This is a genomic window from Rhodospirillales bacterium (genome assembly GCA_016710335.1).
Lineage (GTDB): Bacteria > Pseudomonadota > Alphaproteobacteria > Rhodospirillales > Defluviicoccaceae > JADJXQ01.
Genome location: JADJXQ010000002.1, coordinates 406,731 through 428,054 on the forward strand (window position 1 = coordinate 406,731; position 21,324 = coordinate 428,054).

The 21,324-nt window shown below is 67.4% G+C and carries 21 protein-coding genes and 1 pseudogene; 14 read left to right on the forward strand and 8 right to left on the reverse strand.

Annotation, left to right across the window (positions count from 1 at the left end; genetic code table 11):
- Window positions 1-17: 17 nt before the first annotated feature.
- From IPM60_05145 to gloB, 3 genes are all read right to left on the reverse strand, one after another.
- Window positions 18-434, reverse strand: coding sequence for a hypothetical protein (locus IPM60_05145; GenBank protein MBK8907295.1), 417 nt, complete (start codon window positions 432-434; stop codon window positions 18-20).
- A gap of 169 nt (window positions 435-603) precedes the next feature.
- The gene (locus IPM60_05150) at window positions 604-1,806 is read right to left on the reverse strand and encodes a pyridoxal phosphate-dependent aminotransferase (protein ID MBK8907296.1); all 1,203 of its coding nucleotides are present in this window, start codon (window positions 1,804-1,806) and stop codon (window positions 604-606) included.
- A 92-nt stretch (window positions 1,807-1,898) separates the two neighbouring features.
- Window positions 1,899-2,669: a hydroxyacylglutathione hydrolase gene (gloB, locus tag IPM60_05155; protein MBK8907297.1), complete on the reverse strand. Its 771-nt coding sequence runs from the start codon at window positions 2,667-2,669 to the stop codon at window positions 1,899-1,901.
- 100 nt (window positions 2,670-2,769) lie between these two features.
- On the opposite strand from gloB, the gene IPM60_05160 reads away from it, so the two are divergent.
- Entirely contained in the window at window positions 2,770-3,483 is a 714-nt protein-coding gene (locus IPM60_05160) for a methyltransferase domain-containing protein (GenBank protein ID MBK8907298.1), read from the forward strand.
- Between the two features lie 194 nt (window positions 3,484-3,677).
- The gene (locus tag IPM60_05165; GenBank protein ID MBK8907299.1) at window positions 3,678-4,217 is read left to right on the forward strand and encodes an acyloxyacyl hydrolase; all 540 of its coding nucleotides are present in this window, start codon (window positions 3,678-3,680) and stop codon (window positions 4,215-4,217) included.
- Here the strand turns inward: IPM60_05165 and IPM60_05170 are convergent.
- The 3 genes from IPM60_05170 to IPM60_05180 all read right to left on the reverse strand — a co-directional run bounded on the left by IPM60_05170 (window position 4,204) and on the right by IPM60_05180 (window position 8,558).
- Entirely contained in the window at window positions 4,204-5,724 is a 1,521-nt protein-coding gene (locus tag IPM60_05170) for a carboxypeptidase M32 (GenBank protein MBK8907300.1), read from the reverse strand. The two genes, IPM60_05165 and IPM60_05170, sit on opposite strands and share 14 nt — an antisense overlap.
- On the reverse strand, window positions 5,721-6,947 hold the full coding sequence (locus tag IPM60_05175) for a protoheme IX farnesyltransferase (GenBank protein ID MBK8907301.1): 1,227 nt from the start codon (window positions 6,945-6,947) through the stop codon (window positions 5,721-5,723). The genes IPM60_05170 and IPM60_05175 overlap by 4 nt, the downstream gene beginning before the upstream one ends.
- A gap of 1,161 nt (window positions 6,948-8,108) precedes the next feature.
- A complete protein-coding gene (locus IPM60_05180; GenBank protein MBK8907302.1) occupies window positions 8,109-8,558 on the reverse strand; it encodes a DUF420 domain-containing protein in 450 nt (149 codons plus the stop codon).
- A 455-nt stretch (window positions 8,559-9,013) separates the two neighbouring features.
- Between IPM60_05180 and coxB the strand changes: the two genes are divergently transcribed.
- The 12 genes and pseudogenes from coxB to IPM60_05240 all read left to right on the forward strand — a co-directional run bounded on the left by coxB (window position 9,014) and on the right by IPM60_05240 (window position 20,714).
- Window positions 9,014-9,880 (forward strand): cytochrome c oxidase subunit II, encoded by an 867-nt coding sequence (gene coxB / locus IPM60_05185; protein ID MBK8907303.1) that lies wholly within the window; start codon window positions 9,014-9,016, stop codon window positions 9,878-9,880.
- Between the two features lie 46 nt (window positions 9,881-9,926).
- Window positions 9,927-11,578 (forward strand): annotated as a pseudogene (ctaD, locus tag IPM60_05190) (cytochrome c oxidase subunit I).
- A gap of 34 nt (window positions 11,579-11,612) precedes the next feature.
- Window positions 11,613-12,245 carry a cytochrome c oxidase assembly protein gene (locus tag IPM60_05195; protein ID MBK8907304.1) on the forward strand — a complete coding sequence of 211 codons (633 nt, stop codon included), beginning with the start codon at window positions 11,613-11,615 and terminating at the stop codon, window positions 12,243-12,245.
- 46 nt (window positions 12,246-12,291) lie between these two features.
- Window positions 12,292-13,107, forward strand: coding sequence for a cytochrome c oxidase subunit 3 (locus tag IPM60_05200; protein MBK8907305.1), 816 nt, complete (start codon window positions 12,292-12,294; stop codon window positions 13,105-13,107).
- A 37-nt stretch (window positions 13,108-13,144) separates the two neighbouring features.
- Window positions 13,145-13,525: a DUF983 domain-containing protein gene (locus IPM60_05205; GenBank protein ID MBK8907306.1), complete on the forward strand. Its 381-nt coding sequence runs from the start codon at window positions 13,145-13,147 to the stop codon at window positions 13,523-13,525.
- Between the two features lie 13 nt (window positions 13,526-13,538).
- A complete protein-coding gene (locus IPM60_05210) occupies window positions 13,539-14,360 on the forward strand; it encodes a DUF2189 domain-containing protein (GenBank protein ID MBK8907307.1) in 822 nt (273 codons plus the stop codon).
- Between the two features lie 3 nt (window positions 14,361-14,363).
- Window positions 14,364-15,065: a hypothetical protein gene (locus IPM60_05215; protein ID MBK8907308.1), complete on the forward strand. Its 702-nt coding sequence runs from the start codon at window positions 14,364-14,366 to the stop codon at window positions 15,063-15,065.
- Window positions 15,066-15,138: 73 nt separating this feature from the next.
- Window positions 15,139-15,984, forward strand: coding sequence for a diaminopimelate epimerase (locus IPM60_05220; protein ID MBK8907309.1), 846 nt, complete (start codon window positions 15,139-15,141; stop codon window positions 15,982-15,984).
- On the forward strand, window positions 15,981-17,225 hold the full coding sequence (gene mtaB, locus IPM60_05225) for a tRNA (N(6)-L-threonylcarbamoyladenosine(37)-C(2))-methylthiotransferase MtaB (GenBank protein ID MBK8907310.1): 1,245 nt from the start codon (window positions 15,981-15,983) through the stop codon (window positions 17,223-17,225). Before IPM60_05220 ends, mtaB begins: the two co-directional genes overlap by 4 nt.
- Window positions 17,222-18,190, forward strand: coding sequence for a signal recognition particle-docking protein FtsY (gene ftsY / locus IPM60_05230; GenBank protein MBK8907311.1), 969 nt, complete (start codon window positions 17,222-17,224; stop codon window positions 18,188-18,190). Before mtaB ends, ftsY begins: the two co-directional genes overlap by 4 nt.
- Before the next feature lie 66 nt (window positions 18,191-18,256).
- Window positions 18,257-19,249, forward strand: coding sequence for an adenosine kinase (locus IPM60_05235; protein MBK8907312.1), 993 nt, complete (start codon window positions 18,257-18,259; stop codon window positions 19,247-19,249).
- A gap of 97 nt (window positions 19,250-19,346) precedes the next feature.
- Window positions 19,347-20,714: an MFS transporter gene (locus IPM60_05240; GenBank protein ID MBK8907313.1), complete on the forward strand. Its 1,368-nt coding sequence runs from the start codon at window positions 19,347-19,349 to the stop codon at window positions 20,712-20,714.
- On the opposite strand, the gene IPM60_05245 is transcribed toward IPM60_05240, so the two are convergent.
- Both IPM60_05245 and IPM60_05250 read right to left on the reverse strand, forming a co-directional pair.
- Complete coding sequence (locus IPM60_05245) at window positions 20,666-21,031, reverse strand: DUF86 domain-containing protein (GenBank protein ID MBK8907314.1); 366 nt, start codon at window positions 21,029-21,031, stop codon at window positions 20,666-20,668. The genes IPM60_05240 and IPM60_05245 overlap by 49 nt on opposite strands.
- Complete coding sequence (locus tag IPM60_05250; GenBank protein MBK8907315.1) at window positions 21,028-21,321, reverse strand: nucleotidyltransferase domain-containing protein; 294 nt, start codon at window positions 21,319-21,321, stop codon at window positions 21,028-21,030. Before IPM60_05250 ends, IPM60_05245 begins: the two co-directional genes overlap by 4 nt.
- Window positions 21,322-21,324: the final 3 nt, after the last annotated feature.

The window sequence follows — 21,324 nt, forward strand, 5'->3', positions numbered from 1 at the left end:
GGATTGGCCAGGGCTCTCTACATACTGGCGCCGTGAGCGCGCGTCGCGTCCTGGCGGCGCTCTCCAAGCCAGCCGCCGAGCACGCCTGCCGCAAAGGGAATGAGTCCGCCGACGAGCAGGTTCATGACCGTGAAGTTTCCGGCCAAGAGCAGCGCGATAAGAACCGCAACGGCGGCCGAGATGCCCGGTTCGATGATGGTCCGCCCGGCCGACTTCCAGCCGACGATGAAGCCGCCGATCACGAACGCCAGAAAGTTGATCGCAGCCGCGAGAAACGCCTGCCCGCCGCTGAGCGTCATCGCTTCGAGTTCCTCGACAGTGGCGGCGCTGCGCACCTCCGGCATCAACAGGGTCAGCACGATGCCGCCGAGCAGAGAGAGAACCAGCATGATCAGGACGCCGATCCCGACCCATTTCCAATCCAGGTTGCCCATTTCAACAATCCTCCCTACCCCTCTCGCCTGAGCAAAGTCGCGAGTAAAGGAACAACAGCCATACGCAGAGCCTTCGCCGCTGCTGAGGATAAGCCTGCCCGCGGCTGAAGGTTCCGGGCCTAAAGTTCCAGGCTTAAGGTTCCCGGCCCCCTACGGTGTGCGGCGAGTTCTAACTCAATGCCGCGCACGCGCGCTGAATGCGCCTGCAGGCCTCCTCGAGCGCTGCGGTGGAGGTGGCGTAGGAGACGCGGAAGTGGGGCGACAGACCGAACGCCGAGCCCTGCACGGCCGCCACGCCCTCCGCGCCGAGCAGATACGTCACAAAGTCGTCGTCGCTGGCGATCGGCCGGCCGTCCGGCATACGCTTGCCGATGACGCCGGCGCAGGACGGATAGACGTAGAACGCGCCCTCCGGCGTCGGGCAGTGCAGGCCGTCCGCCTGGTTTAGCATCGCGACGACGAGATCGCGGCGCTCCTTGAACACCGCGTTGTTGGCAGCGATGAAATCCTGGGGGCCGTTGAGCGCGGCCACCGCCGCCGCCTGCGAGATGGAACTGGTGTGGGTGGTCGACTGGGACTGGATGTTGTTCATCGCCTTGATCAACGGGATCGGCCCGGCGCCGTAGCCCACCCGCCAGCCGGTCATGCAGTGCGCCTTCGAGCAGCCGTTGAGGGTCAGGGTGCGCTCGTGGAGGCGCGGCTCCACTTGCGCCGGCGTGGTGAAGGCGAAGTCGTCGTAAACGATGAACTCGTAGATGTCGTCGGTCAGCACCCACACATGAGGGTGCCGCACCAGGACGTCGGTGATCCCGCGCAACTCCGATTCAGTATAAGCGGCGCCGGACGGGTTCGAGGGCGAGTTGAGGATCACCCACTTGGTCTTCGACGTGATCGCGGCGTCCAGATCGGCCGGGTTCAGCCGGAAGCCTGACTCGGCGGTGGTGGGGACGATGACCGGCCGGCCATGCGCCAGTTCGACGATGTCCGGGTAGGACACCCAGTAGGGCGCCGGTATGACCACCTCGTCACCGGCGTCGATGGTCGCCATCATCGCGTTGAAGATGATCTGCTTGCCGCCGCAGCCGACGGTGACCTGGTCCGGCGTGTACTGGAGGCCGTTGTCGCGCTCGAACTTGGCGCAGATCGCCCGGCGCAGCGCGAGCGTACCGGCGACGGCAGTGTACCGGGTGTCGCCGGCGTCGATGGCCGCCTTCGCGGCCTCGCAGATGTGGCGCGGGGTGTCGAAATCGGGCTCACCGGCGCCAAGGCCGATCACGTCGCGTCCGGCGGCCTTGAGATCGGCCGCCAGTTGCGACACGGCGATGGTGGGTGACGGCTTGATGCGGCCGATGCGGGTGGCGAGAAAGGACATCGGGCGGTCTCCGCTGCAGGTTTCTGGCGGCCGGAACCTTAGAGGCAGCCGCGCCGAGGAGCAACGGGGGCGTTGGCCGCGGGCCGCGTCACTCAGAAGCGGTCCTTGCGCCGGCGGATTTCGGCGAACGCGGAGACGGGATCGCGGCCGGCGAGACCGGCGGCCTGCTGCAGGTCGTCTGCGTCGGCACGGAGGAACGGATTGGCGGCGCGCTCGGCGCCGATGGTCGACGGCACCGTCGGCCTGTTGACGGCGCGCAACGCACGAACCTCCTCGGCCCTCGCCCGCAGCGCGCTGTTGTCCGGATCGACGGCGAGGGCGAAGGCGGCGTTGGATAGCGTGTATTCATGGGCGCAATACACCGCCGTGTCGTCCGGCAGATCGCGAAGCTTCCGGAGGCTCGCCCACATCTCCGCCGGCGTTCCCTCGAAAAGGCGGCCGCACCCGAGGGAGAACAGGGTGTCCCCGCAGAACAGCACCCGCGATGCCTCGAACCAGTAGGCGATGTGGCCGCGAGTGTGACCGGAGACGTCGATGATGCGCGCGTTCTCGGTTCCGAGCCGGAACGTGCCGCCGTCCCGCACCTCGACATCGATGCCGGGAATGCGGTCGGCGTCGGCGGCGTTTCCGACGATGGTGCACCCGGTGGCGCGTTTCAACTCAAGATTGCCGCCGACGTGGTCGCCGTGATGATGAGTGTTGAGAATGTGGGTGAGGCGCCACCCGAGCCGGTCGAGAGCGCGCAGTACCGGCTCCGCAACCGCCGGATCGACGCACGCGCATACATCGTTTTCCGGCTCTCGCGCCAGGTAGACGTAGTTGTCGCTGAGAACCGGAATCTGATGCACCTGAAGTTGCGCCATTGGCCGATTCACGTCCGCTGCAAGGATTTCGCCGATCCCGACACTACCACTGCGGGGCGCGGGTGCGCTAGATTTCTGCCGCACTACCGGGTTTCGGATCATGTGGACGGACGCTCTCGAACTGAAGGACTTCTACGCATCCGGTCTCGGCCGGGTGGCCCGGCGGATGATCATCCGCCGGATTCGGGAGCTGTGGCCGGACGGGCACGGCCTCAACATCCTCGGCGTCGGCTACGCGACGCCGTTCCTCGGGCCGTTCCGCGCCGAGGCCCAGCGCGTGCTCGCGGTGATGCCGGCCGCCCAGGGGGTTCTGCACTGGCCGCGCGATGGGGCGGGCTTGACCACCCTCGCCGACGAGACCTACCTGCCGATCCCGGACCGCTCGATGGATCGGGTGCTGGTGGTCCACGCCCACGAATGCGCCGAGCCGCCGCGCCCGATGATGCGGGAACTGTGGCGGGTGATGGCGGACGGCGGCCGCATCATGGTGGTTGTGCCGAATCGGCGTGGCGTTTGGGCGCGCTTCGAGCGGACCCCGTTCGGCAACGGCCGACCGTATTCGCCGGGACAGTTGTCGCGGAGCCTTCGGGACGGCCTGTTCGAACCGCTCGGATGGTCGACCGCGCTCTACGTCCCGCCGGTACACTCGAGCATGATTCTGTCGTCGGCAGCGGCGTGGGAAAAGATCGGACAGCGCTGGTTCTCGACCTTTGCCGGCGTCGTCATCGTCGAAGCCGGCAAACAGATCTACGCCGGCAGCTTCGTCACCGAAGACGCACCGCAAAAGGCGTTCGCGCCGGTTGTTCCCCGCTGACCGGCCCACCCGGAGCCGATGCTGCGTTAAATGCTTGAACTGTGGCGGCATTTTCGTGTATGGCCGCCGAACAAGGTCAAGTGCGGCACATCGTCCGAAGACCGCAGTGGAAACAGACCGAAGCGCGGGAGACAGCAATGGTTGCGAATGCCAATGCGACAGGCTGGCGGCAGCATCTGCGGCTGGGGGACAGGATGGTGCGGCGTGCGGTCGCCGTCGCGGTGGTGTGGCTGCTGGCCGCCGGCGGCGCATCGGCAGCCGAACCCGCGGCCGTCGCGGCCAGGCTCGGCGGCATCGACCTGCTCGGCCGCGCGCCGAACTACGTCGACTTCGGGCTCGGCGTGTTCGACATCCGCGCGCCGTTCAACGCATCCAAAACATCCGCAGCCGGCAGGATCGAAGCGCGCGGCGGGGACAAGCTGTGGGGCCTCGGCCCGGCCGTTGGTCTCATGGTCAACGCCGACGGCGGCATCTTCGGCTATGGCGCCATCTATGCCGATCTCGCCTACGGCAACTTCGTGGTGACGCCGCTGGCGGGCCTCGGCGGCTACAGCCGCGACGACTCAAGCGACCTCGGCGGCGTCTTTCAGTTTCGCCTGTCGCTGGGGCTGAATTACCAGTTTGCCGACCAGTCCCGCCTCGGCCTCAACATCGCCCACATCTCCAACGCCGGCATCCACGACAACAACCCGGGCGAAGAAGAAGTCTACGTCACCTACGCTATCCCGTTTTAGTAGCGTACCGCTGCTGCAGGTGGCGCTTGAAGCTGTCGGTGGCGAGGGGACGGCCGGTGGCGGCGGTCATCAGCGCCGACGTCGACATGAGCGACCCGCGGCCGTGAATCTCGCGGCGTAGCCACGTCGTCAGCGGCGCAAAGTCGCCGACGGCGATGCCGGGCGCAATCGCCGGGTCGGCGGTGCGGGCGGCTTCGAAGAGCTGCGCGGCGGCCAGCGCGCCGAGGGTGTAGGTGGGGAAGTAGCCCCAGGCACCGTCGTACCAGTGAATGTCCTGCAGGCAGCCGAGCGCGTCCGACGGCGGCGTCAGGCCGATCAGGCGCTGCATGCCGTCGGCCCAAGCCGCCGGCAGATCGCGCGCCTCCAGATCGCCGGCAATCATGGCGCGCTCCAACCGGTAGCGCAGAATGACGTGGGCCGGGTAGGTCACCTCGTCGGCGTCGACGCGAATGAAGCCGGGCGCGACGCGAGTGTAGGAGCGGTAGAGGGCGTCGGCCTCCCACACCGGCCCATTGCCGCCGAACGTCTCGGCGAGCAGCGGCGCCAGATGCGCGATGAAGGCGCGCGAGCGGCAGACCTGCATTTCCATCAGGAGCGACTGGCTCTCGTGCAACACCATGCCGCGGGCCTCGCCCACCGGCTGTCTGCGCCACGCCGGCGGCAGGCCGCGCTCGTACAGCGCGTGGCCGGTCTCGTGCAGAACCCCCATCAGCGCCTTGGCGAAATCGCCCTCGTCGTAGCGGGTGGTGATGCGGATGTCGTCGGGGGTGCCGCCGCAGAATGGATGCAGGCTGACGTCGAGGCGGCCGTGATCGAAATCGAAGCCGAGCATCCGCATCAGGCGGACCGCAAGCGCCCGCTGGGCATCGACCGGGAACGGCCCCTCGGGAACGACGACTTCCGGCCGCCGCGCCTGGCGCTCCAGCACCTCCTGCAGAAAGTCGGGGAGGAAGGCCTCGAGATCGGCAAAAATAAGGTCGATCTCGGCGGCGCGTCCGTCCGGCTCAAAAGCGTCGAGCAGCGCGTCATACGGACCTAATTCCAGCCTCTCAGCCTTGGCCGCAGCGGTCTCGCGCACCAGCGCCAGCACGGCCTCCAGCTTCGGCAGCACGGCAGCGAAATCGTCGTCCGCGCGAGCCCCCCGCCACGCCGTCTCGCACACCGACGTGGCCCGCGACAGGCGCTCCACCTGATCCTCGGAGAGCGCCGTCGCATGCAGCCATGCCCGCCGCATCTCGCGGAGGTTGGCCGCCTGCCATGGATTCAGCCCGTCGCTGTCGGCGGCGCCCTGAAGCAGTTCGCCGCATTCGGTACTGATCAGCATGCCGTGGCGGAGGGTGGCGAGCACCGCCAGTTGCTCGGCGCGCGCCGCTGCGCCGCCCTTCGGCATCATGGTCGCCATGTCCCAGTGCAGCATCGCCTGGGCGTCGCCGACGGCGTGGATGCGGGCGAAAATCGTCTCCAGCCGCCGGTATGCCGGCGGCGCGGCCTCGGCGCTGGCGGTCACGCGGCGACCATCTGCACCGCACGATCGACCAGCAGTGCGGCGAAGATCAGAAACAGATAGAGAATCGAGAAGAAAAACATGGCCCGCGCCGTCGCCAGCCCGTCGTCCCGCCACACCCGGATGGCGTGATAGAGAAAGCCGGCGCCCAGCGCCGCGGCTGCAACGCCGTAGACCGCCCCGGAGAGCCCGATCAGAACCGGCGCGAACGTCGCCGGCAGCAGGATCAGGGTGTAGATCAGCATCTGCCGGCGGGTTTCGCGGTCACCGGCCACCACCGGCAGCATCGGCACCTGCGCCCGGTCATAGTCGCCCCGGCGGAACAGCGCCAGCGCCCAGGAGTGGGGCGGCGTCCACAGGAAAATGATGGCGAACAGTGCGACGGCGCCGAGGCCGAGCTCGCCCGCAGTCACCGCCCAGCCGATCATCGGCGGCAAGGCTCCGGCGGCGCCGCCAATGACGATGTTCTGCGGCGTGCGGCGCTTCAGCCACATGGTGTAGACGAACACGTAGTAGGCGATGGTGAGCGCCAGCAAAGCGGCGGCGATGGCGTTGACCAGGAGTGCCATGGCCGCCACCGAAGCGACGGCGAGCACCGAGCCGAAGATCAGCGCGGCGCCGGGGTTGAGACGACCGGCCGGCAGCGGCCGCTGCATGGTGCGCATCATCTCGGCGTCGATGTCGCGGTCGTACCACATGTTGATGGCTCCGGAGGCGCCGGCGCCGAGGGCGATGCACGCCAGCGCGATCACGGCGGTCGCGGGCGCGAGGTGGCCCGGCGCCAGCGCCATGCCGACCAGCGCGGTGAACACCACCAGCGACATCACTCGCGGCTTCAGGAGGACTGCGTAGTCTCTGACGCGAAAGCGCGGCTCCACCCGCTGTCCGGGGGCGGCCGCCGCATCGCCGGCGGCACGGGCCTCTGCGGTCTGCACGGTCGACACTGGTCTCCTCCTCTCCTCGCGAGCCGATGTCAGGCGCGATAGCCGGATGGCGCCACGGACGCTTCGGCCGGGCGCCGCAGCAGCGCCGTCGCGGCGATCCACACGAACAACACGCCGCCAATCACGGCAACAAGGCCGCCTATGCCGTTCATCCCCATGCCGACCATGGCGCCGATATGGTCCAGTCCCTGCGCTGCGCCGGCGGTCTTGCGCGGTGCGCCCATGCCGCCGGCAAGGAACAGTCCGATGCAGGCGGTGAGTTGCCCGCCGGCGAACAACCATATCTGAGCGCACACGCTTTTGCCATGTCTCACCGCGCGCCCGAGCGCCGGCAGGAACAGGGCGTAGAACAGGCCCATGAACGCGAGGGTGACACCGGCGATGACCCCGTGGTAGTGCGCCGGCGTGCGCGTGTCGGCGCCGTCGACGAACAATCCAAGTCCCCCTCCGACCGCGAACACGACGACGGATGCGGCGAGGCAGATCCACGCCGGGTCGCGCCATGGCAGCGGCCGCCCGTCCCCGCCGACCAAACCGGCGACAATGGCGCCGGCAACGAGGACCGGGGGCAGGGCAAGGGCGTATTGAAGGTCCGTGAACGCCTGCGTCTGGGTGGCGGAAAATGGCGCGAATACCAGGTAGAAGACCGGCGCCGCCAGCGCCGGCAGGACGAGCAGCACCGTCGCCGCGATCAACACCGGCGGGGGCACCAGCGGCCGCCCCATGGCGATCTCTGCCAGCCAGGTCCAGGCGACGAGCAGCAGGAGCGTGTTGAGGAACTGCAACACGTGGCCGCCGCCCCAGAACAGGTCCTCGTTGAACGTGTGGCCGGCCGGCTCGCCGCCGAGCACGAGCAGCAACAGGGCGATGCCGAAGCAGGCGAGCGCCAGGAGATAGACGACCGCCGCCCCGGCGATGACGATCGCCGTCACGTCGCGAGGCGCCCAGCCGGTCCCGACGGCGACGAGGGTGCGGATGGAGACGATGGCAAGCGCCGACGCCAACAGCACCAGGCCGGCGTAATAGACGGGATCGACGATTGCCGGGACGTAGTTGTTGAGCGTCGCGGCGCCTCGATCCATCAGCGCCGGCACGAACAGCAGCGGCAGCGCCGCCGCCGCGGCGACCACTGCGGTGGCGCCCATGCGGAATACGTTCCCGGACTCGCCTGGGCGCGGCTCGACGCCCATCAACAGCATGGCGCCGAACACCGCCAGGAACCACACCACGAACGAGAACACCACGTGGATGACGAGGCCTTTGTGGAAGAAATCCACCGGCCATGGAAACACCGTCTCGATGCCGGGGATGCGGGAGACGGCGAGCAGCAGCGCGAATACGCCGGCAATGGCAAGGGATCCGACGGCCAGGGCGCTCCAGCCCCAGAGCTCGCGGGCGGCTGCGCCGGCGATCGGCCGTACTGGGCCAACCGGACTGGAGCGTTCAAGCGCCGGCATGGGGCCCCTCCGCGTGCGGATAGAGGTGCACGGCCATCACGTAGACGATGACCCCGGAGACGGCGACGAACATCCACAGCGGCCAGGTCCAGCGAGCGATGCGCCGGTGCCGGTCGAAGACCCCGGTGGCGGCCCGATAGACGGTGATCGGGACGATCGGGACGATCGCCGCGGCGACGACGATGTGCACGATCAAGAGGGTAAAGTACACCGGCCGCACCGCGCCTTCGCCGCCGAATCGGGCCAGCCCCGAATTGAAATGATAGGTCAGGTAGGTCACCAGGAACGCGCCCGAGGCCACGAGCGCGCCCACCATGCAGGCGCGATGGCGAGCCCGGTCGCCGCGCAGGATGAATACCAGGCCGGCGCTCAGAAACACGATGGTCAGGCCGTTGAGCGCGGCGTTGACATGGGGCAGGTCGACGATTTCCAGCATCGCTGAGCGGTCTTATCCGATCCGGTTCAGCCGCCGCTGCCGACGCGGGCGATTATGCTCACATACATGAACAGGGCCGCCGCTCCCAGGACGACCCCCCACAGCCACTTTCTCTGCATCCTTGCTGTCCCTTCGAAGCTCGTCGCCCACGCTGCCGTTGTCGCCTTGCCCCCGGCGCCCGACGCCAATCGTTCGGCACGAGAAGTACACCTTGCAACTGCGAAAGAAAATCCTTTTCATTCGGTTTCGCTCATGTTACCTCGATCGAGCCTTCAATCCGCGATAGGGGAAATCCCCCGGAACTCCGCCTATGCGTTCAACGGGCGGCCGAGCCGGGATATTGGCAAACCTGCGGGTGTATCGACTATACTGGGCTGCGGATAGAACCGGGCCATGGGACTGGACCACTAGAGACCACAGAACTGAGCACTGAACACGGTGCGTGGGTGAGGGACATGCTGAACAGACTTCTGGCGATCGTTTCGGTTTACGCTCTCGGATGGGTGTTCCACCCTGGACTGGCCGCCGCGGCTGACGAAAAGGTGGATGCCCGTTCCAACCCGTGGCAGATGGGCCTGCAGGATGCCGGTTCGCCGGTGATGGAGGAGATCCAGGACTTCCATAACCTGCTGCTGGTCATCCAGGTGTTGATCGTGCTGCTGGTGCTGGGCATTCTCGCCTACGTGATCTACCGGTTCAACGCCGCGCGCCATCCGGTCCCCACCAGGACAACGCACAATACTCTGCTGGAAGTGGCATGGACGGCCCTGCCGATCGTGATCCTGGTGATCATCGCCATTCCGTCGCTCAGGCTGCTCTACTATTCGGACAAGGCGCCGGATTATGACATGACGCTGAAAGTCACCGGCCATCAATGGTACTGGACTTACGGCTACCCCGACCACGGAGAGTTCGAGTTCGACAGCATCATGGTGCCGGAGGAAGACCTGGAAGAGGGCCAGGCAAGGCTGTTGACGGTCGACAACCGCATCGTCCTGCCGGTCGACACCACCATCCAGATCCTGGTAGCCGCCGATGACGTCATTCACAATTTTGCGGTGCCCTCGCTCGGGCTGAAGATGGACGCGGTGCCGGGACGGGTCAACGAGACGTGGACCCGCATCACCCGCGAGGGCATGTACTACGGCATGTGCTCGGAGTTGTGCGGCGTCAATCACGGTTTCATGCCGATCCAGATCGAGGCCGTCTCCAAGGAGCGGTTCGAAGAGTGGACGAAGGAGGCGCAGGAGCAGTTCGCGAGCAATCGCGGACGCCCGGCGACCAACGTCGCGGAAGCGCCGCGCGCTTCGGAAACGCAGTAGGCATCGCGGGACAGTTCAGGCTCAGGGATCAAGGGAAGGCACGACTATGGCATACGGAGCTGTTGCGGGACACGCGGAGCATGAGGCCCATGCACACCATCCAGCCGGCTGGCGGCGGTGGGCCTACTCCACCAACCATAAGGACATCGGCACGATGTACATCGTGCTGTCGATCATCGCGGCGATTATCGGCGGAATGATGTCGTGGTACATCCGTCTCGAGCTGGCGGCTCCGGGCGTTCAGTTCATCGACGACTTCCAGTTCTACAACGTGCTGGTCACCGCCCACGGCTTCCTGATGGTGTTCTTCGTCGTCATGCCGGCGATGATCGGCGGTTTCGGCAACTGGTTCGTGCCGCTGATGATCGGGGCGCCGGACATGGCCTTCCCGCGCATGAACAACATCAGCTTCTGGCTGACCGCGGCGGGCCTCATCCTCCTGATCCTCTCCGCGCTGGTCGGCGCCGGGCCCGGCACCGGGTGGACGGTCTATCCGCCGCTCAGCGCCGCCACCTTCCATCCCGGCCCGTCCGTGGACTTCGGCATCCTGGCGCTGCACGTCGCCGGTGCCGGCTCCGTGCTGGGAGCGATCAATTTCATCACCACCATTCTGAACATGCGCGCTCCCGGCATGACCATACATCGCATGCCGCTGTTCGTCTGGGCGATCCTTGTCACGGCGTTCCTGCTGCTGCTGGCGTTGCCGGTGCTGGCCGGGGGCCTGACCATGCTGCTCACCGACCGCAACTTCGGGACCGCGTTTTTCGATACGGCGGCGGGCGGCGATCCGGTGTTGTGGCAGCACCTGTTCTGGTTCTTCGGCCACCCGGAAGTCTATATCATCATCATCCCGGCGTTCGGGATCATCAGCCAGATCGTCTCGACCTTCTCGCGGAAGCCGGTGTTCGGCTACCTCGGCATGGCCTACGCCATGGCGCGATCGGCTTCGTCGGCTTCATCGTGTGGGCCCACCACATGTACACCGTCGGGCTCGGCGTCGATACGCGCGCCTACTTCACCATCGCGACGATGATCATCGCGGTCCCCACCGGCATCAAGATCTTCAGTTGGCTGGCGACCATGTGGGGCGGGTCGATCGAACTCAAGACGCCGATGCTTTACGCCATCGGCTTCATCTTCCTGTTCGTGGTCGGCGGCGTCACCGGCGTGTTGCTTGCCAACGCCGGCATCGACTTCGTCATGCACGACACCTACTACGTCGTCGCCCACTTCCATTACGTCATGGGGATCGCGGCGATCTTCGCCATGTTCGGCGGCTACTTTTACTGGATCAGCAAGATGTCGGGGCGGCAGTATAACGAGCGCCTCGGGCAGATCCAGTATTGGGTCTTCTTTACGGGCGTCAACGTGTTGTTCTTCCCGCAGCACTTCTCGGGGCTCGCCGGCATGCCGCGGCGCATCCCCGACTACCCCGACCCGTACTTCGGGTGGAACCTGGTCAGCTCCATCGGCGCGCTGATCACGATGGTCGGGACGTTCCTTTTCCTCTATATCGTGTGGCACACGTTCCGCCACGGCGAGAAGGCGGCGGCCAATCCGTGGGGCGAGGGCGCGACGACGCTCGAGTGGACCGTGCCATCGCCGGCTCCGTTCCACACCCACGAGGAACTGCCGGTGATCGGTCCCGCGGGCGGGCACGGTCACGGTCCTGCCCACGCCCATTCAGCGGCGGAGTAGGAACACTCGGGGACGGGATGGCGACGAGGCGACGGTGAGCACCGATACATCGAAGAAGCGTGGCGGAAACCGGCGGCGGGGCGTGACCGCAGCGGCACTTACCGCACTCGTCTTCGGCATGGTCGGACTGTCATTCGCCTCGGTGCCGCTCTACCGGCTGTTCTGCCAGGTCACCGGCTATGGCGGCACGCCGACCATCGACGCCCCGGCTCATGCCCTTGGACCCTCTGACGCGGTCATCACCGTCCGCTTCGACGCCAACGTCAACTCGAAGCTGCCCTGGGCATTCCGGCCGGTGCAGCGGGAGGTGCAGGTGCGGCTTGGCGAGGAGATGCTGGTGCACTACGAGGCGGAGAACCTCTCCGACGATCCGATCACCGGCACCGCCACATTCAGCGTCACGCCCTACAAGGCGGCGAGCTATTTCACGAAGATCGATTGCTTCTGTTTCAGCAAGCAAAGCCTCGCGCCGGACGAACGTGTCTCAATGCCGGTGCTGTTCTACGTCGATCCGGAGATCTACGAAGATCCGGCCACCCGCGACGTGAAGAAGATGACCCTGTCCTATACCTTCTACCCGGCGGACGGTCCGGCCGTTGACGACGAGACGCAGGGACAGCGCCCGCCTACAGTCGCCGAAGCCAAAGGCAAGGCCGCGGACCTGTAACCACAACGGGAACCGTCAACAACGCACCGATAATCAGGGGAAAGAGATGGCGAGCGAGACGAAGACACATCCCTTCCACATGGTGGACCCGAGCCCGTGGCCGCTGGTGGGGACGGTCGCCGCACTGAGCATGGCGATCGGCGGCATCATTTTCATGCACACCGGCATCCCCTGGGTGCTGTTGGCCGGCTTCGCCCTGTTGCTGGCGACGTTCTATTTCTGGTGGCGGGACGTGGTCCGCGAAGCCCACAGGGGTTACCACACCAGCGTCGTCCGCCACGGCCTTCGGGTCGGAATGCTGCTGTTCATCGCGTCCGAGGTGATGTTCTTTTTCGCGTTCTTCTGGGCTTACTTCGACGCCAGCCTGCCGTTGATCAGCCGCACCGCCTCCGAGGTGTGGCCGCCGGAAGGGGTGGTGCCGATGGACCCCTGGGGGCTGCCGTTCCTCAACACCCTGATCCTGCTGACTTCAGGCGCCACCGTCACCATCGCTCACCATGCTGTGGTGCACGGCGACCGCCAGAAGCTGGTATTCTGGACCGGCGCCACCGTGCTGCTCGGCTTCCTGTTCCTGGCGCTGCAGGCGATCGAGTACGCCGAGGCGCCGTTCGGCTTCACCGAGGGCATTTACTCATCGACCTTCTTCATGGCCACCGGGTTTCACGGCTTCCACGTGTTCATCGGCGCCTGTTTCCTCACCGTCTGCTTTTTCCGGGCGCGCCGCGGCGACTTTACGCCGGAGCAGCATGTCGGTTTCGAAGCGGCGGCGTGGTACTGGCATTTCGTCGACGTGGTCTGGCTGTTCCTGTTCACCTGTGTCTACTGGTGGGGAAGCGCCGGCTACAGCGGACCGATGCATTGATCCCGGCGACCGGGTCCCTGGCCCGCGGGCGATGATCATGGTGAACGGCGGACGCACCGCGCATCCCTTCGTCGCTGGGTTGCGCGGCCGCTGTCCCCGCTGTGGCCAGGGGGCCCTGTTCGACGGCTTCCTCAAGGTGACCGATCGCTGCCAGGTGTGCGGCCTTGAGTTCGGTGGTCACGACGCCGGCGACGCCCCGGCTGTCGCCGGCATCTTCATTCTCGGCTTCGGCATCGTCGGCCTCGTCTGGCTGCTGGAACGGCTGTTGGAGCCGCCGCTGTGGCTGCATGCCGTCATCTGGCTCCCGGCGACGGTGTTGGGCGCGGTCGCCCTCCTGGGGCCGCTGAAGGGGCTGACCATCGCCACCCAGTACAGCGTCCGCTCCGTCGACGAGCATACCCGGCCGGGCGGTTCGTGAGGAGCGGCTCGCAATGAACCACCGAGCGTATAGCCTGCCGGTCGGCATCAGGACAGTCTCCGTCGACCGCTCCGGCTACTGGCTCGCCGCCGGCTGGCAAGACTTTCTGCAGGCACCCGTGATCAGCATCGTGTATGGCGGCGCCTTCGCTCTGCTCAGCATCGTCTTGGGCTACGGAGTGATCGCCGCGGACCTGGGCTCGTTGGTTCTGCCGCTTGCCGGCGGCTTCGTGTTGCTTGCACCCATCCTCGTGGTCGGCCTCTACGACGTCAGCCGGCGGTTGGAGAGCGGACACGCCGTTGGCCTGCATCCTGCGTATTCGGCGTTCCGGGAGAACATCGGCCAGCTTTCGGCGATGGGCATAGTCTTGATGTTCATTTGGTTCATATGGGTCGAGGTGGCAATCTTCCTGTTCGCCATCGTTTATAACCGCCCTCCGCCGCCGTTGGAGAACTTCATCCTCGAGGTGCCGTTCACCCTCGAGGGCGCCCTGCTCCTGTCGATCGGGACCCTGCTTGGCGCCGGGTTCGCGCTGGTGATCTTCGCCGTCACCGCGGTGTCGATCCCCATGATGTTCGATCGCCGGGTCGACGTGGTCACCGCCATCGGAGCCAGCATCCTGACGGTTCGCGCCAACTGGCAGGTCATGTTCGGCTGGGCGGCGTTGATCGCGTTGGTGACCGCCTGCGGCATCGCGACGTTCGGGCTCGGCTTGGCCGTGGCGCTGCCGGTCCTCGCCTACGCCACATGGCATTGCTACCGCGACCTCATCGCCCCGCCGCACCAACCCCACCCGACGGAGCCGGCCTCGGCGCCACTATCCGACGCGATCTAACGCGTGATCCACTTCCACGGCATCGCCGAGACCATCGCCGAGACCATCGCTCCGGCCATCGCTTCCCTGGGCCTGATCTGCCGCGGCGACACGCGCGTCGGTTCGGACGACAACGTTGCCCCGCCGCTGACCGCGCTGGTGATGATCGGCAACACCGGAGCGGCCATGTGGCATGCCTTCACCGCCGATGTTCCGAAAGCCGAGCGCGAGGCGGCGACGCACCCCCTCGACGACTGGATCCGGCACCGCATCGGCGACGTCGCCCGACGGCTCGGTGCGCGAGCGGTGTTTCCCTTCGACGGCCCGCCGTTCCATCCGTTCCTGCAATGGGCGCAACGGGCCGACATGGTGTTTCCATCGCCGATCGGCTCGCTGATCCACCCGCACTTCGGCCTGTGGCACGCCTACCGCGCCGTGCTGCTCTTTTCGGAGCCGCTGGAGACAACGCCGCGACCGGCGGGAACCAGTCCCTGCGCAACGTGCGCCGGCCAACCTTGCCGCAGCACCTGCCCGGTCGGCGCCATCGGCGCCGGCGTCTACGACGTCACCGCCTGTGTCCGTCATCTCGCTTCGGCGGCCGGCGCCGACTGCATGACCCTCGGCTGCCGGGCGCGGCGCGCCTGCCCCGTCGGTGCCGCCGAGCCCTACCACCCCGATCAAGTCGCCTTCCATATGGAGCGCTTTCGCGCCGCGCACGCAGCTTGAGGCGGGCACCGTTCCACGGCGGATGCGGCAACCGGGTAGACTTTCGGCGCTGCCCGATCATATTAAGCGACGTATGGACGCCGTCCCCTTCATCAAGATGCACGGCCTCGGCAACGATTTCGTCGTCGTCGATGCGCGTGAGCGGCCGTTCGCCCCGAACGCCGGGCAGGCGCGCGCCATCGCCGACCGGCGGCGCGGCATCGGCTGTGACCAGGTGATCGTCATCGAGCCGCCCCGCAACGGCCTCGCCGACGTGGCCATGCGCATCTTCAATGCCGATGGCCATGAGGTCGCAGCCTGCGGCAACGGCGCCCGCTGCGTCGCCGCCCTGGTAATGGGTGGGAGCGGAGCGGATCATGCCGTCATCGAGACCGCCGCCGGCCTGCTCGACGCCGAGACCACGGAGGGCGGCTTGATCGCCGTCGACATGGGCCGCGTCAGCTTCGACTGGCGGGATATCCCGCTCGCCGAAGCCGCCGACACCCTCAGCCTCGCAGTCGCCGCCGGCCCCCTCCACGACCCCGTCGCCGTAAGCGTCGGCAACCCGCACGCGGTGTTCTTCGTCGACGACGCGGCGTCCATCACGCTCGACGCCTACGGGCCGATGATCGAACGCCACCCCCTGTTCCCGGAACGCACCAATGTCGAGGTGGTCCAGGTGCTGGCGCCGGACCGGCTCCGCCTCAGGGTGTGGGAGCGCGGCGCCGGCATCACCGAGGCCTGCGGCAGCGGCGCCTGTGCCGCCGTCGCAGCCGCCCATCGCCGCGGCTTCACCGGCCGCGAGGTCGACGTGGTGCTGGATGGCGGCACCCTCTCCATCAGGCTGCTGCGCGACGACCATGTGCTGATGACCGGCCCCGCCGTGGTCAGCTTCACCGGCGCCTTCGATCCTGCGGCGCTGACGGCGGCCGCGTCATGACCGAACTCCGCATCGTCACCATGGGTTGCCGGCTCAACGCCTTCGAATCGGAGGTGATGCGCGCCGAGGCCGCCGCCGCCGGCGTCACCGGCGCCGTCATCGTCAACACTTGCGCGGTGACCGGCGAAGCCGTCCGCCAGGCGCGCCAGACTATCCGCAGGCTTCGCCGCGAGTGCCCCGGTGACCGCATCGTCGTCACCGGCTGCGCCGCGCAACTGGAGCCCGCCGCCTTCGCCGCCATGCCGGAGGTGGATCAGGTGCTGGGCAACCGGGAGAAGCTCGACCGCCGCCGCCTCGACGACCGCGACAGCGTCGTCGCCGTTGCCGACATCGCCGCCGAGCCCTCGGCGACGCCGCCCCTGCTCGAAGGCTTCGAGGGCCGCGCGCGCGCCTTCGTCCAGATCCAACAGGGCTGCGACCACCACTGCACCTTCTGCATCATCCCGGCGGCGCGGGGGCCGAACCGCAGCGTCGCGCCGGAGCGGATCATCGCTAAGGTGCGCGCCTTGGTGGCTCGCGGCATTAGTGAAGTGGTTCTGACCGGCGTCGACATCTGCTCCTACGGCGCCGATCTCGCAGAACGACCGCGGCTCGGCGACCTGGTGCCGGCGGTGCTGGCAGAGGTGCCGGCGCTGCCGCGCCTCCGCCTGTCGACCTTGGATCCGGCGGCGGTCGACGATGCGCTGGTGTCGGCCTTCGCCGACCACGCGCGCCTGATGCCGCACGTGCATTTCAGCCTCCAGGCGATGGACGACACCGTGTTGAAGCGGATGCGGCGCCGGCACCGGCGCGGCGACGTGTTCAGCCTCGCACAGCGCCTGCGCCATGCCCGCCCCGGCATCGTGTTCGGCGCCGACCTGATCGCCGGCTTCCCCACCGAGAGCCCGGCCATGTTTCAAGCGACATTGGACGCCGTCGAGGCGCTCGACGTGCCCTACCTGCACGTGTTCCCCTATTCGCCTCGTCCCGGCACCCCGGCCGCGCGGATGCCGCAGGTGCCGGGGCCGGAGCGGCGCGCCCGCGCGGCCCGCCTCCGCGAAGCCGGTGAACGGGCGCGGCGACGCTTTCATGAGCGCCGCGTCGGCGCCCGCACCGAGGTGCTGGTGGAAGCGGGACGCATCGGGCGATGCCGCCACTACGCCGTGGTCCGTCTCGACCGGGACGCCGTGCCCGGCGCGTTGATCCCGGTGCGGATCGACGGGTTCGACGGCGATGGCCTGACCGGGAGCCTCATCCCATGAACGACACCTCCCCCGCCTCGTCCGGCGCCGAGCCGGAGGAGGAAAGCAAGGGCTGGCTCCGCCGCCTGCGCCAGGGGCTGAGCCGGTCGTCGGCGCGGCTCGGGGGCGGCATCTCCGAGCTGTTCACCGGCCGCCGCCTCGACCGCGCTGCGCTGGAGGAGCTTGAGGACCTGTTGATCGCCGCCGACATCGGCGTCGCCACGGCGGCCAAGCTGACATCCGCGCTCGCCCGGTCCCGCTTTGACCAGGAGGTCACCGCCGACGAGGTGCGCGCCGCGCTTGCCGAGGAAATCACCCGGATCCTGGCGCCGGTCTCCGAGATGATCAGCATCCACCAGGCTCGGAAGCCCCATGTGATCCTGGTGTGCGGCGTCAACGGTAGCGGCAAGACTACCACCATCGCCAAGCTGGCGGCCCTGTTCAAGCACGTCGGCCTCAACGTCATGCTGGCCGCCGGCGACACGTTCCGCGCCGCCGCCATCGAGCAACTCCAGATCTGGGGCGAGCGCGCCGGCTGCCCGGTGATCGCGCGGCCGCCGGGCACGGACGCTGCCGGGCTGGCGTACGAGGCGCTGGAGACGGCGCGGGAGCGGCGCGCCGACGTGCTGCTGATCGACACCGCCGGCCGCCTGCACAACCGCGCCGACCTCATGGCTGAACTCACCAAGATCATCCGCGTGCTGAAGAAAGTCGACGAAACCGCCCCCCACGACACCATCCTGGTGCTCGACGCCACCGTCGGCCAGAACGCCCACAGCCAGGTCGAGACGTTCCGGAGCATCGTCAACGTCACCGGCCTGGTGATGACCAAGCTCGATGGCTCGGCCAAGGGCGGCGTCGTGGTCGCCCTCGCCGACCGGTTCGGGCTGCCGGTGCACGTCGTCGGCGTTGGCGAGCAACTGGAAGACATGCGCCCGTTCGACCCCAAGGCTTTCGCCCGCGGCCTCCTCGGCATCAACGCCTGAGCCGCTTGTCGCCGGCGTTTCCCCGGCTATACTCCCGCACCATCACGCTTCGAAGGGGGTGTCGCTTTGGCGGAACTGCAACACGACGTCATCGGTGTCGGCAATGCGATCGTCGACGTCCTGGCTCATGCCGACGAGGCGTTCATCGCCGCCAACGGCCTCAACAAGGGAACGATGACCCTGATCGACGCCGCGACCGCCGACGCCCTCTACGACCGCATGGGCCCGGCGGTGGAGGTTTCCGGCGGCTCGGCGGCCAACACCATCGCCGGTTTGGCGTCGCTCGGCGGCCGTGGCGCGTTCGTCGGCAAGGTGCGCGACGACCAGTTCGGCGCCATCTTCCGCCACGACATCCGCTCGCTGGGGATCGCCTTCGACACCGCCCCGGCTCGCGACGGACCAGCCACCGGCCGCTGCCTGATCTTCGTCACCCCGGACGCCCACCGCACCATGCAGACCTGTCTCGGGATCAGTGCCGAGCTCGATCCCGAGGACATCGACGAGGCCGCCGTCGCCGCCGCCGGCATCACCTACCTCGAAGGGTATCTGTGGGATCGGCCGCGGGCCAAGCAGGCGTTCGTGAAGGCGGCGAACACCGCCCATGCGGCGGGGCGTAAGGTCGCGTTGAGCCTCTCCGATCCGTTCTGCGTCGATCGTCACCGCGCCGACTTCCTCGATCTGGTCACCGAGCATGTGGACGTGCTGTTCGCCAACGAGGATGAAATCGTCTCCCTCTACCAGGTCCACGCCTTCGACGAAGCGATCCGCCACGTGCGCGGCCACTGCGAGGTGGCGGCGCTGACCCGCTCCGAGAAAGGCGCCGTCGTCTTGTCCAAGGAACAGCTCCACGTTCTCGAGGCGGAGCCTGCCGACATGGTGGTGGACACCACCGGCGCTGGCGACGCCTACGCCGCCGGCTTCCTCTACGGGCTAACCTTCGGCCGCCCGCTCACCGACTGTGGCCGCCTGGGCGCCATCGCCGCCGCCGAGGTCATCAGCCACGTCGGCGCCCGACCCGAAGTGTCCCTCGCCGAACTGGTGAAGCTGAAGCGCGCGTGAGCCTGCCCTCGTGACGGATCAACCCGGCCCGCAGCGAGAGCCAGCGAGGTCGTGGTCGGCGGCGGCGCGGGTCTATCGCGATCCGCGGGTGCTGGCGATGCTTTTCCTCGGCTTCTCCAGCGGGCTGCCATTCGGGGTGCTGGCCGAACCGCTCTCCGCCTGGCTCATCGAGTCCGGCGTCAGCCTCACCGGGGTCGGGCTGTTCGCCCTGGTCAGCCTGCCGTACTCCCTCAAGTTCCTGACCGCGCCGTTTATCGACCGCCTGCCGCTGCCGCTGCTGACAGCCGCGTTCGGGCGCCGCCGCGGCTGGGCGCTGTGCGGCCAGGGGGTGCTGCTCGTCGCCATCGCCGGCATGGGCTTTACCGACCCAGGCCACCAGATCGCCTGGACCGCCGCATTCGCCATCGCCGTGGCTTTTGCGTCGGCCGGTCAGGATGTGGTCATCGACGCGTACCGGGTCGAGATCCTGGAGGAGCGTGCATTGGCCGCCGGCGCCGCCACCGCCGTGTTCGGCTGGCGCACCGGCCAGTTCGCCGCCGGCGCCGGCGGCCTGATCCTGGCGGACCTCCTGCCGTGGTCGACGGTGTTCCTGATCCTGGCATCCCTGGTCCTGGTCGGTGTCGCCGCCATTCTGGTCAACCCCGAACCCGCGGCGCGCATGACCCCTCAGTCCCTGGAGCGCGAGCGCCACGCCGAACGCTTCCTGGAGACCCGCCGGCATCTGCCGCGGGCTTTGGCCGAGGCGCTGGCGTGGCTCTATGCCGCCGCGGTCCTGCCGTTGCTGGAATTCATCGGCCGCCGCGGCTGGCTGGCGATCCTCGCGTTCATCATGCTCTACAAGTTCGGCGACGCGGTCCTCGGCGTCATGAAGGTGCCGTTCTTCCTCGACCTCGGCTTCACCAAGACCGAGATCGCCGAGGTGGTCAAACTGTTCGGCACCGTCGCCACCATCGGCGGCGGCCTCATGGGCGGCGTGCTGCTGGCCCGCCTCGGCATCGTGCCGGGGCTGTTCCTCTGCGGCGTGCTGATGGCGCTCTCCAACCTGGTTTTCGTCGTCCAGGCCTGGGTCGGCCCCGACGTCGCCATGCTCGGCCTGACCATCGCCGTCGAGAACGTAACCACCGGCATGGGCACCACGGCCTTCGTCGCCTACCTCTCGTCGCTCTGCAACGTCGCCTACACCGCCACCCAATACGCCCTGCTCACCTCCCTCATGGCGCTGTCGCGCACCGTCCTCTCCTCCGGCGCCGGCTGGCTCGCGGAGGTGTTGGACTGGCCGTCCTTCTTCCTCGCCACCACCCTCGCCGCCCTCCCCGGCCTGCTCCTACTCCTCTGGATGTGGCGCCGGTTCGATCCCGAAGCGGACGGCCTCGCGCCTCGACCGGCCGACGCCCACGCCGCGCGATCCTCGGCGTCTCAGGGCGCTGCGCGATCGCCTGTTTCGTCCAAATCGGAAATGACTTGAGGAAGAGCGGCACTCAGTTCCGGAAGAAAACGAACAACAGTCTGGTAGATAATGTTCGGATCGGTGCCGAGGTAGTCGTGAACCAAGCGATTGCGCATCCCCACGATGTCCATCCACGGAATGTGTGGATACCTCTCGCGGGTCTCGGGAGGCACCTTTTTGGCGGCTTCACCGATGACATGGAGGGAATAAGTCACTGCATAGCACGTTCGCTTGTCGGCGATGAAGTCTTCCGCGCTGAACCCACCAACGAAGGCTTGCGCTTGCAACGCGTATGTCAGCATGTCATCGAGATCATCCCGAACATCGCGCTTCATACCGCCGTGACCTCGGCGAAGATCCGCTCACCGATCCTCGGCCTCAGGCCCTCTTTGAAGACAAGGTCGACGGTCACGCCCAGGGCTTCGCTCAGTTCGCGTTCGAGCCTGACGAGGTCGATTAACGTGACGCTATCGTCGACATCGACCAGCAAGTCGAGATCAGAATCGTCGCGTTGCTCGCCTCGCACGTAGGAGCCAAACACCCCCATCGACCTTATCGGGTAGCGCTTTCGCAACTCCGGCTGCAGCCGGCGCAACTCGGCGAGCAATGTGTCGAGGTCGTTCAAAGC